The 11,142-nt window shown below is 61.6% G+C and carries 11 protein-coding genes and 1 riboswitch (1 of these 12 running past the window's edge); of the genes, 5 read left to right on the top strand and 6 right to left on the bottom strand.

The window, feature by feature from the left end; all coding sequences use genetic code 11:
- On the top strand, nucleotides 1-266 hold the 3' portion of the coding sequence (locus ACTG27_RS17165) for an RNA recognition motif domain-containing protein (protein ID WP_439980035.1). It extends 226 nt beyond the left edge of the window; only the last 266 of its 492 coding nucleotides appear in the window; the start codon falls outside the window, past its left edge; its stop codon occupies nucleotides 264-266.
- Between the two features lie 7 nt (nucleotides 267-273).
- Here the strand turns inward: ACTG27_RS17165 and murI are convergent, their stop codons facing one another.
- From murI to ACTG27_RS17150, 3 genes are all read right to left on the bottom strand, one after another.
- Nucleotides 274-1,077 (bottom strand): glutamate racemase, encoded by an 804-nt coding sequence (gene murI / locus ACTG27_RS17160; RefSeq protein ID WP_439980034.1) that lies wholly within the window; start codon nucleotides 1,075-1,077, stop codon nucleotides 274-276.
- 108 nt (nucleotides 1,078-1,185) lie between these two features.
- A complete protein-coding gene (locus ACTG27_RS17155; protein WP_439980033.1) occupies nucleotides 1,186-3,051 on the bottom strand; it encodes a TonB-dependent receptor domain-containing protein in 1,866 nt (621 codons plus the stop codon).
- A 52-nt stretch (nucleotides 3,052-3,103) separates the two neighbouring features.
- A riboswitch (cobalamin riboswitch) is annotated at nucleotides 3,104-3,281 on the bottom strand.
- Between the two features lie 35 nt (nucleotides 3,282-3,316).
- Entirely contained in the window at nucleotides 3,317-4,219 is a 903-nt protein-coding gene (locus tag ACTG27_RS17150) for a LysR family transcriptional regulator (RefSeq protein ID WP_439980032.1), read from the bottom strand.
- Between the two features lie 109 nt (nucleotides 4,220-4,328).
- Between ACTG27_RS17150 and ACTG27_RS17145 the strand changes: the two genes are divergently transcribed.
- The 4 genes from ACTG27_RS17145 to ACTG27_RS17130 all read left to right on the top strand — a co-directional run bounded on the left by ACTG27_RS17145 (nucleotide 4,329) and on the right by ACTG27_RS17130 (nucleotide 7,256).
- Nucleotides 4,329-5,255 (top strand): sodium-dependent bicarbonate transport family permease, encoded by a 927-nt coding sequence (locus ACTG27_RS17145; RefSeq protein ID WP_439980031.1) that lies wholly within the window; start codon nucleotides 4,329-4,331, stop codon nucleotides 5,253-5,255.
- Nucleotides 5,256-5,259: 4 nt separating this feature from the next.
- On the top strand, nucleotides 5,260-5,562 hold the full coding sequence (locus ACTG27_RS17140; protein ID WP_005321666.1) for a P-II family nitrogen regulator: 303 nt from the start codon (nucleotides 5,260-5,262) through the stop codon (nucleotides 5,560-5,562).
- Nucleotides 5,563-5,625: 63 nt separating this feature from the next.
- Entirely contained in the window at nucleotides 5,626-6,135 is a 510-nt protein-coding gene (gene purE / locus ACTG27_RS17135) for a 5-(carboxyamino)imidazole ribonucleotide mutase (protein WP_139405256.1), read from the top strand.
- Entirely contained in the window at nucleotides 6,132-7,256 is a 1,125-nt protein-coding gene (locus tag ACTG27_RS17130) for a 5-(carboxyamino)imidazole ribonucleotide synthase (protein ID WP_439980030.1), read from the top strand. The genes purE and ACTG27_RS17130 overlap by 4 nt, the downstream gene beginning before the upstream one ends.
- A 73-nt stretch (nucleotides 7,257-7,329) precedes the next feature.
- Here ACTG27_RS17130 and ACTG27_RS17125 read toward each other — a convergent pair whose 3' ends face one another.
- The 3 genes from ACTG27_RS17125 to ACTG27_RS17115 form a co-directional block, all read right to left on the bottom strand.
- Complete coding sequence (locus tag ACTG27_RS17125; RefSeq protein WP_439980028.1) at nucleotides 7,330-8,520, bottom strand: L-lactate MFS transporter; 1,191 nt, start codon at nucleotides 8,518-8,520, stop codon at nucleotides 7,330-7,332.
- A gap of 109 nt (nucleotides 8,521-8,629) precedes the next feature.
- Nucleotides 8,630-9,373 carry a LytR/AlgR family response regulator transcription factor gene (locus ACTG27_RS17120; RefSeq protein ID WP_439980026.1) on the bottom strand — a complete coding sequence of 248 codons (744 nt, stop codon included), beginning with the start codon at nucleotides 9,371-9,373 and terminating at the stop codon, nucleotides 8,630-8,632.
- 46 nt (nucleotides 9,374-9,419) lie between these two features.
- Entirely contained in the window at nucleotides 9,420-11,093 is a 1,674-nt protein-coding gene (locus ACTG27_RS17115; protein ID WP_005339222.1) for a sensor histidine kinase, read from the bottom strand.
- Nucleotides 11,094-11,142: the final 49 nt, after the last annotated feature.

The raw sequence follows: 11,142 nt of genomic DNA, 5'->3' as shown, positions 1-11,142 counted from the left end.
TAGGCAACCTGCCCTATCGCGCCAATGAGATTGCTGTGCGCGAGTTGTTTGCCGAACAGGGCCAGGTAATTTCCGTGCGGTTGATGAAGGACAAGGCAACCGGCAAGCGCAGAGGTTTCGGTTTCGTGGAGATGCCCGCCGCCGATGCCGCCAAGGCGATTGCCGCGTTGAATGACAAAGAGTATCAGCAGCGCACCCTCAAGGTGCGTGAAGCGAATGACAAACGTGATAAAGAGGAAAGAGAAGGTAGCGACACTGACGCCTAACCGCTCGTCAGTACTTCACCTCTTCCAGTGATGACAGCCCCCATGCTTGCAAGGGGGCTGTCAGTTTTTGAGCCTCCCCATCCAGCCGGGTACAGTAAGCCTTGGCAATTACCTCTTCTATATGTACAGGCTGCACGATGGCATGCCTACCATTGTTCAGCAACCAGGCCACCCGTTTGGCAACGGCACTGCCCGAGTCAATAAGCTGACATTGCGGCATCAGTTGCCCAATCTCTTCATTGAGTAGCGGGAAGTGAGTGCAACCAAGCACCAGCGTATCCGGCTTCTCTTTCCCTTCCAGCCAGTCGGCCAATACCTCGCGCAGCAGCGCCATATTGACCGGCAGGCCCGCCAGCTTGTGTTCGGCTTCTATAACCAGCTCGGTGGTGCCCTTGAGCAGCACCCGCTTGCCGGGAGCAAACTGGGCGATCAGTTCGTGGGTATAGTGGCGGCTGACGGTGCCTGGCGTAGCCAGCAGACCGATACAACCGTTGCGAGTCTGTGCAGCGGCGGGCTTGATGGCTGGCACCACCCCCACCACGGGAATATCCAGTGCCTCACGCAAGGCCGGCAGCGCTATGGTGCTGGCCGTGTTGCAGGCAATCACCACCAGATCGATCTGATGACGGGCCACCATGGTGGTCACCAAGCGGGTGCAGGCAGCAATCAGGGCAGGCTCGCTCAATTCACCATAGGGGAAATTGGCGTTGTCGAAGCAGTAGAAATAGTTGTGTGCCGGCAGAACGCGGCGGATCTCGCGGTAGATGGTCAGGCCACCCATACCGGAATCAAACACGAGAATATTGGCCACTTGAGCTCCCCTTTGGTGCAAGGCGGCGATCATACTCCCGCCTGCCGCCAATAGAAAAGGCCCTGCCAATGGCAGGGCCCCTGATTTTTCCGCTTGGCCGGGTCCGGCTTAGAGTGAGTAATCCATTGTCACGTAGTAAGCACGCTCATCGGCAGGATAACCCACCGCAGTCTGATACTCCTTATCCAGCAGGTTGTTGATCTTGCCCGATACCTTGAGTGCCGGCGTCACCTTGTAGCCAACGGCCAGATTCCACACGCTGTAACCACCCAGTTCGGTGGTATTGGCCACATTGCCATAGCGCTCCCCCTGATAGATCCAGCTCAATGAACCATCAAACTGCTGCCACTGCGCCTGAGTCACCCACTTGGCCCCTTTACGGGAGATCAGCTGCAACTGCTTGTCGGTCACCTTGTCTTTGGGATCCTTGTATTCAGCAGAGACCCTATGACTCAACCAGCCAGTGTCGAACTCCCCTTCCAGCTCGATCCCTTCAATGCGCGCCTTGCCAACGTTCTGTGGTGTCCACATGCCCTGACTGTTGGGTGCCCACTGGATCATCTGTTCGAAGTCGTTGCGATAACCGGTGGCCCGCCACTCGACACCCGCAGTTTGACCATCCAGCATCAGCTCGCTGCTCTTCGACTCTTCCGGCTTCAGGTTGGGATTGCCAGAGCCCGGATAGTAGAGGTCATTAAAGGAGGGGGCGCGGAAACCGGTGCCGTAGCGGGCACTCAGGCGGTAATCCTCGACAAAACGCCAGCCTGCGCCGGTTTGCCAGGTGTTGTGACGACCAAACTGCTCGTTGTCATCGCTACGGCCGCTCAGCTCGGCCTGCCAGGTCTGGTTGTCGAACTGGGCCAGGGCATAGAGGCCGGTATTGTCCCGCTCTTTGGCGTCGGCCGGATATGTGGCGCCGGAGGAGCGGGAGCGATCATCCAGTCGATCACTCTGCCAATCGGCCCCGCCTCCCAGCGTCCAGCTCTCGTTCAATTTCAAGCTGTTGACCCAGTTCAGGCTGTACTGGCGGGTGTAGGTCCGGGTATTGGCCTGATCGCGGCCACTGTTGTCCTGATAGTCGTACGCATCCTGTTTGGAGAAGGCGCCACGCAACTCACTCAGATAACGATCATCGTGATAGCGCGACCCCAGCTGATAGCTCTGGTTTTCAGTCCAGGTCTCGTTGCGCTGATGGGTGGCAGGCCCCCAAGCGGAAGCCGCAGAAGAGCGGTCGTACTGGGCGACATTGCGGAACCAGCGGGTTGTACCGAACAGATCCCAATTGCTGCCGAGCGCCTGCTGGTAGTCCAGCATGGCGTTGTAGCCCTGATGCCCGTGACGGTCACCATCGTTGATGCCGGGCAAGGGGTGTACGTTGTAACCCTCTTCATCATCAAAACCGCCAGCCACCTTGAGCTGACCCGCCTCACCGACCTGGCTGGCACTACTGAAAGCGGCCTGTCGCTGTTGATGGGAACCAGCACCGATATTGAACTTGTGCTGATTTGTCCCCTTGTCGGGACGGGTAATGATGTTGATCACCCCACCGATGGCGTCGGAGCCGTAGATGGTGGCGCGCGGGCCGCGGATATACTCGATCCGCTCGACCTGATTGAGTGGCAGGTTGTTCAGTTCGGTCATCCCGGCGGTCAGGGAGGCACTGCGTACCCCATCCACCAGCACCAGCGTCTGGGAAGAGGTGCCACCACGCACCCGCAGCGAGCTAAGCTGGCCTCGGCCACCATTGCTGACCACTTCCACACCGGGCAGGGTCTTGACCACATCGGTCACGGTCTGGGCTTGCAGGCGATCGATCTCGTCCCGGGTCACCACATTGACCGGGGCAAGCACGCTGGAGGCAGGTTGGGCGACGCGGGTAGCGGTCACCACCATGGTGGGATTGACGGGAATGGTCAGCTGCTGGGCAAACGCCGCCGTCGGCAACAGGGCAGCCGCCAGAAATTTCTTCGACATGAGAGATCCTTAAGTTCGCGTAAGTATCTACTTCGTGGCCGGTTTCTCTCGGCCCGAAATACGAACTCTGGCAGGTCTTCGGGCTCGGGGGCTGATGGCCTACGGCGACGGCTTCCCGCCTGACGGCAGTGCCCTGATGTCGCTTCGTTCCCCCTTACCGCTGCGCGCCAGCTCCGGATTCTCACCGGATTCCCTATTAAGCATGATGCGCCAAAGCGGGAGGATTATAGGCAGAGCCAAGCTGGATGTATAGCCATCCAGATTTCTATTTATTGCCCGCCAACGCCGCCAGCCGCTGTTGGGCCCCCTCCATCACCGCCTGTACCCCGGGATGGGAGAGATGGCGCCCTGCCGAGACCAGATAATAAGAGAGAGTAACGTCGGTGAGGGTCGCAATCCGCTCCACTCCGTAGAGGCGGCCAATCTCGTCGGCCATCGCCAGCGGCGCCGGGAAGATCCCCATCCCCGCCTTGCCGAACGACTTCATCAGGGTGGAGTCATCAAACTGCCCCACCAGATGGGGATGAATGCCCTGCTGGCGATACCACACCAGCAGCCGATCGTGGGTAGCCGACTTCTCTCCGGGGATCAGCAACGGCAACCCCTCCAGCGAGGCGGGAAAACCATCCCGCGCCCGCGCCGCCAGCTCGGGGCTGGCAAACAGCGCCAGCGGGCTGCGCCCCAACTCGTGGTTATAGCCACGCACGCCGCTGTCGGGAGGGAGCGGGCGATCGATCAGCACCATATCCAGCTTGTGGCGGGCCAGCTCGCTGAACAGCTGCTCGGCCCGCTCCTCGTGACACACCAGCCGCAGCGGGGTCGCCAGCGCCATGGCGGGAGCCAGCAGCTCGAACGCCAGAGTGCGGGGTACCGAATCGGCGATCCCCACCTGCATGGTCAGCTCCTGACTGGCGTGGCGCAGGGTGTGCTCCAGCTCGGCACCGAGCGAGAAAATGGCCCCCGCCTGCTCCTGCGCCTGCCGACCCGCAGCAGTCAGCACCAGACGCCGCCCCACCCGGTTGAACAGCGCCACTCCGAGGGACTGCTCCAGCTCGGCCACCTGACCGCTGATGGTCTGCGGCGTGAGATGCAGCTGTTCGGCGGCCTGCGTCACGCTGCCGCTGCGTGCCACATGCCAGAAGTAGTAGAGCTGTTTGTAGTTGAGCATGCCGTTCCCTATCAGTTTTTACCGAACAACCATCAGCGAAAATCTGATTTTATCGAAACATTGCGGGCTCTAGCATGCAACCATTATCTGAACTGCCCTGCGAACCATCATGCTGGACGTTGTTGTACTCTTCTTTCTGTTTGGTCTGCTGGCCGGTCTGGTGCGCTCCGAGCTGAAATTACCGCCCGCGCTCTACGATACACTCTCCCTTTTCCTGCTGCTGGCCATCGGCCTCAAGGGCGGCGTCGGTCTGGCCCAGCAATCCTTGCTGCCCCTGCTGCCACAACTGGCGCTGGTGATCCTGCTCGGCGTGGTGCAGACCCTGCTCGGCTTTGCCGTGCTGCGCCTCAAGATGAACCGGGTCGATGCCGCCGCCACCGCTGCCCACTATGGCTCGGTCAGCGTCGCCACCTTTGCGGTCGGGGTGAACTGGCTGACCGAGCGGGGCATCAGCTTTGAATCCCAGCTCTCCATCTTTCTCGCGGTGATGGAGATCCCGGCCATTCTGGTGGGCATAGTGCTGGTCCGCGGCATCAGTCGCGAGACCCGCTGGCGCATGCTGGCCCACGAAACCTTCCTCGGCAAAGGGGTAACTCTGCTTCTCGGCGGCATGGCCATCGGCTATCTGGCCGGGCCGGACGGAATTGCCCCGCTCAAACCGCTGTTTGTCGACCTGTTCAAGGGTGCGCTGGCGCTGTTCCTGCTGGAGATGGGCCTCATCGTCGCCCGTCAGTGTCAGGATCTGCGCCGCCACGGCCTGTTCCTGCTCGGCTTCGCCCTGTTGATGCCGCTCGCCTCAGCGGGACTGGGATTGGCAGCTGGCCAGCTGATGGGGCTCTCCCTCGGCGGCCTGACCCTGCTGGCCACCCTGGCGGCCAGCGCCTCCTATATTGCCGTGCCTGCCACCATGCGCATCGCCGTGCCCCAGGCCAACCCGGGGTTATCACTCAGCGCCGTGCTGGGGATCACCTTCCCGTTCAACATCATGCTGGGGATCCCGCTCTACCACAGCTGGGCCCGCCACTTCACGGAGTAGTCACATGCAGACCGAGACCCGCACCCTGCTGACCGTCATCACGGAAGCCAATCTGGAGCCGACCCTGCTGCGCACCCTCACCCGCGAGGGGCTGCGCGGCTACACCATCACAGATGCCCGTGGCCGGGGGGATCATGGTGAGCGCAACGCCAGCTGGAGCGAGAGCGGCAACATCCGGCTGGAGGCGATCTGCAGCCGGGAGCAGGCGGAACGGCTGCTGGCCCACCTGCAGAGTCGTTACTACCCCGATTACGCCATGATCGCCTTTCTGCAACCGGTCGAAATCGTGCGACCAGAGAAATTCTGAGCCGGCTTGCCGGCTCTTTTTGTTTACCAAAAACAAACGTTTAACAGCAAGGATTCAGAGAAAATGAACACCCCTCCCCTGATCGGCCTGGTAATGGGCTCCGACTCCGACTGGCCCGTGCTGCAGGCTGCCGCCCGCATCCTCAAGGAGCACGGCGTGCCCTACGAGGCGCAGGTAGTCTCGGCACATCGCACCCCGGATCTGCTGTTCGAGTATGCCGCCACTGCCCGCGAGCGCGGCCTGCGCGCCATCATCGCCGGAGCCGGTGGCGCCGCTCACCTGCCGGGCATGATCGCCGCCAAGACCACGCTGCCGGTGCTGGGGGTGCCCATCCCCTCCCGTCATCTCAAGGGGATGGACTCCCTGCTCTCCATCGTGCAGATGCCCAAAGGAGTGCCGGTCGCCACCTTCGCCATCGGCGAGGCGGGGGCCGCCAACGCCGCCCTGTTTGCGGTCTCTCTGCTCTCCGTTGCACAAGACGGCGATGCCTCCCGCTACCGGCAGCAGCTCGACGACTTCCGCACCCGCGAGCGAGATCGGGTGCTGGCACTGCAACTGGAGGAGCCGACATGATACTGCCACCCGCTACTCTCGGCATGCTGGGAGGCGGCCAGCTTGGCCGCTACTTCGTGATGGCCGCCCACCGCCTCGGCTACAAGGTAGTGGTGCTGGATCCCGACCCGGCCAGCATCGCCGGTGCCGCAGCCGATCACCATATTGTCGCCCCCTATGACGACACCGCCGCCCTGCACGAACTGGCCAGCTACTGCGAGGCCATCAGCTGCGAGTTCGAGAATGTGCCCGCCACCACCCTCGCCCTGCTCGAAAAACAAAAGCCGGTGCGCCCGGCCGCCAGCGCGGTGCGCATCTGTCAGGATCGGCGCGAGGAGAAAGCCTTTCTGCGCGGAGCGGACATCCCGGTCGCCCCCTATCTCGCGCTACTGCCGGAAGATCCCATCCCCGCACAGGCCAGCGAAATCCTCCCCGCCATTCTCAAGACGGCCCGCGAGGGGTACGACGGCAAGGGGCAGTGGCAGGTGAGCAATCTGGATGAGCTGGCGACGGCACTGGCAGCCAGTGGTGTGCCCTGCGTGCTGGAGAAACGGCTGGCGCTAGAGGGGGAGTTTGCCCTGACCCTGGCCCGCAGCCCGAGCGGCGCCATCAGCGCCCTGCCGCTGGTGCAGAACTGGCACAGCGGCGGCATTCTCGACCAGACTCGCTCCCCGGCCAACGTGCCATCGCTGGAGCGCGAGGCCAAAGGGATCGCTGAGCGACTGATTGCCGCCCTCGATTACGTCGGGGTACTGACGGTGGAGTTCTTTCTGGTGGAGGGGCGCCTGCTGGTCAACGAGCTGGCGCCCCGCCCCCACAACTCGGGCCACCCCAGCCTCGACAACGCCGCATGCAGCCAGTTCGAGTTACAGGTACGGGCCCTGTGCGATCTGCCGCTACCAGAGCAGATCGCCGTGCGGCCCGCCCTGTTAATCAACCTGCTGGGTGATCTCTGGCAGAACTGCACGCCCGACTGGGCTTCCCTGCTGACGCTGCCCGGCCTGCAGCTGCACCTCTACGGCAAGGGCAAACCCCGCCACGGCCGCAAGATGGGCCATATCACGGTGACCGGTGACGACTGGCCAATGGTGGAGGAGAGCTGCCGTCAGGCCCGCCAGCTGCTGGGGCTAGCGCCACGCTGATCGAGCATCGGAAATGCAAAGACCCGGGCATGGCCCGGGTCTCTGTTTTTGCTTGCTGTGGCAGGGAGACTTATCAGGCCCGCTCCACCACTACCGGTGCCGGCAGGCGGATGGTGAGGGAGAGCACCAGCGCCACCACCAGCAACACCAGGATCAGGTGGAAGGTCGCCATAAAGCCGCCAAACAGGGAGGCCACGATGGAGCCGATGATGCTGCCCAGACCAAAGCCCAGATAGATGACGCCGTAGTTCTTGGTCAGGTTGTTAAGACCGAAGAAGTCGCTCACCAGCGAGGGGTAGACGGTGATGGTGCCACCGAAGCTGAACGCCACACAGGCAACCGCCACAAAGAAGAGGTTGGCATTGAGCGGCACGAACAGCAGCAGCGCCATGCCCGCCAGGGTAATCAGCTGGGCGATGGTGATAACCCGGATGCGGGACATCTTGTCGGAGAGGATACCCAGCACCAGACGGCCACCCAGGTTGGCCATGGCGATGATGGCGACGGCATTGGCGGCGACCACGGCTGGCAGACCCACCATGTTTTCGCCGATATCCTTGGCCACGCCGATGACGTAGAGGCCGCTCATGCAGGCGGTGAGGAACATCAGCGCCAGCATCCAGTACTGCGGCTTGCGCATCGCCTCGGCCAGGGTGAAGTCACGGCTCTCGCTCTGCTGCACGGAGGCGGCCTGCTTGGGTGCATCCTTCATCAGCATGCCGCCCACCAGCACCATGGACATGGCGATCAGCCCCCACAGCTGGAAGGTGGTCTCAAGGCCGGAGCTGGAGAGCAGCAGCAGGTTGATGTATTTGAAACCGAGACTGCCGAGGCCATAGGCACCGATGGAGCAGGCGGAGATGAGCCCCTTGCGCTCCGGGAACCACTTCACGCAGTTGGAGAGGGTCATCAGGTAACCGGTACCGTCGGCAAAACCGACCAGAATGCCCGCGCAGAGGTAGAGCATCGCCAGATTGCTGGCGTGGGCGGTGAGGAAGAAGCCGATGCCGAGCAGCACGCCAGCGCCCAGGGTCACGTTACGCACCCCGAACCGCTCCTGCAGCTTGCCCGCCATGGAGGAGGCGACTGCCAGCGACAGGCTGAGCAGGCCGAAAGCGAAAGCGACCTGACTCACCGGCTCGTCCAGCTTGTCGGAGAGCTGGGCGTTGAACAGGCTCCAGGTGTAGACAGAACCCAGTGCAAACTGGGTGATGATGGTACCGACCAGTGTCAGGTACCGGGTGCGATTCAGATCGATGGTCATGATGCGTCTCGGTCGATGGCCTTAAGGAAACTGGGGCCACTATAGACAAGACGCAGTTCGCGCCGATCGATTAAGGCATGAAATGCAGATCGGCGGGAATGAATGACAATCAGAGCCGCATCAGCTGACGGAACGCCTTGATGTTGCTGCGACTGACCGGCACCTCGAACGGCAGATCATGGAGCCGGATGAGATAGGTGCTGTTGAACCAGGGGACGATTTCGCGGATCTTGTTGATGTTGACGCAGTAGGAGCGGTGGCAACGGAAGAAGCCCTCGGCAGGCAACCGGCTGACAAACTCGCTGATGGTCATGGTCATCACGTAGCGGTCATCACGGGTGTAGACATAGGTAAGCTTCTCGTCGGCTTCCGCGTAGTAGATCTGCTCGCAGGGGGTGACGATGATGCGCTCCCCCTTCACCAGATTGACGGTGCGATTGTGCGGGCTGCACCCCTCACCGCTCGCCTCCCCCGTGGAAGCTGGCTGCGACTTGCCCGCATGCTCGAGCTTTTGCAGCAGATTGATGATGCGGGGCTCGTTGTAGGGCTTGAGGATGTAGTCGAATGCCTCCAGCTCGAACGCTTCCACCGCAAACTCCTTGTAGGCGGTGACGAAGACGATGTGGGGCGGATGACTCGACTTGTGCAGGTTCTTGGCCAGCAGCAGGCCATCGATGGAGGGGATCTGGATATCCAGAAACACCACATCCACCTCGTGATCCTGCAGGTATTTGAACGCCTCCAGCCCATCCTCGAAGCTCGCCACTATCTCGATCTGGCTGTGCTGATTCACCAGATAGATCAACTCCTCGCGAGCCAGATACTCGTCTTCCACTATGATCGCTTTCAGCATGACAACACCTCTCGCGGCACACACTTATCCTCAACCATGATGGCACTCAGCATGGCATCGACTCCTGATCCGGCAGATAGAAACTCACTTCGGTACCCGGCTCCAGCCGCTTGAGGTGCAGGCCGTCGCCATAGAGCAGCTTGACCCGCTGATGCACGTTCATCAGGCCGATGCTGCGGCTCTCCACCCGACCGGCGGCCACCCCGTCGATCACCGCCTGACTGATGCCGTAACCGGTGTCCCGTACCGATACCCGGATGCCACCCGCCAGCTGTTTTACCTCGATGGTGACCCGACCCGGCGCACTGCGGGGCTGGATGCCGTGCAGGATGGCGTTTTCCACCAGCGGCTGCAACAGCAGGCTCGGCACCTGAATGTGCACATCGTCCACCTCGAACACCACCTCCAGCTTGTCGCCGAAGCGGGCCTGCTCAATGGCCACGTAGTCGCGCACCTGCTGCAGCTCCTCCTGAATGTCGATGAGTTCATCCCCCTTGTTGAGGTTGTAGCGCAGGTAATCCGCCAGATTGGCGATGAGCTGGCGCGCCTGCTGGGGACGGATGCGGATTAGCGACGAGATAGCGTTGAGGGCATTGAACAGGAAGTGCGGGTTGATTTTGCTCTGCAGGGCGGTGAACTCCGCCTTGCGGGTCATCTCCTTGAGCTGCTCGATGCGCGACACCTCCATCTGGGTGGAGATGAGCTGGGAGAGGCCCACCGCCATCTCTCGCAGCGAACTGGTGATGCTGTGGGTGCGGCGGTAGTAGATCTTGAGGGTGCCGCTCACCGAGCCGTTCTCCCGCAGCGGAATAATGATGACCGAGTGGAAATCGGAGAGGTGATACTGGCGCAGATCGTTGTTGATGATGATCTGGTCGAGCAGCACCGCCTGCTGGGTCATGCCGCTGATGGCGTGGTGCTCATCCAACTCGTAATAGTCCTTGCCCACCCCGACATAAGCCAGCACGTCATGGGTATCTGTGATGGCCACCGCATCGGCGCTGATGTCGCGCCGGATCACATCGCACACCTGACTGAGGGAGTGGCGATCGATGTTCTGGAAGAACGGCAGCGTCTTGTTGGCGATATCGAGCGCCAGCTTGGCCTGCTTGGCGGCAATCAGCTCCTTCTCGTCATCCAGATCCTGCACCAGCTTGATGATAAGGCCGATGCAGAGCGCCCCGGCGATCATCGGATAGGCGATATGGTTGACGATCTCCACCCCAACTTCGTGGGGCTCGGTCAGCAGCCAGATCAGCAGCATGGTCAGCCCTTCACAGAGCATTCCCGCCAGAATGCCGTAGAGCCAGAGCCGCGACTTGCGGCAACGCAGGTGCAGCCAGGTGGCGAGCAGGCCGGCAATAATGCTGGCGATGAGGCAAGGGATGGAAGTGTGACCATCCATGTCGATGAGATAGCGGTGCAGACCGGAGATGACCCCGGCCGGAATGCCGACCCAGGGGCCGAACAGGATGCCACCGGAGATAATGGCAATGATCCGCACGTTGATCAGCGCCCCCTCCACCGGAATGCCGGTGTAGGTACTGAACACCGCAAACAGGCCGAAGATGGAGGCCACCAGCACCAGCTCTGCCGGGGTGTGATCCCGCTTCTGGAACAGCCGCTGGAACGGCCGGGTGCGGGTCAGGAAGAAGAGGGTCATCAGCATCAGCGCCGCCCGTTCGAACACCGCCAACAACATCATCTGATTCTCAAGCATCTGCACCCCCTTGCGACAACCCGACCGATCACAATAACCCTGACCAATA

Origin of the sequence: Aeromonas sp. 97A, from assembly GCF_051919185.1 — a bacterium.
Classification (GTDB): domain Bacteria; phylum Pseudomonadota; class Gammaproteobacteria; order Enterobacterales; family Aeromonadaceae; genus Aeromonas; species Aeromonas veronii.
Note: the sequence above shows the minus strand (reverse complement) of the source record. Positions and strands in the feature narration are given on the sequence as shown.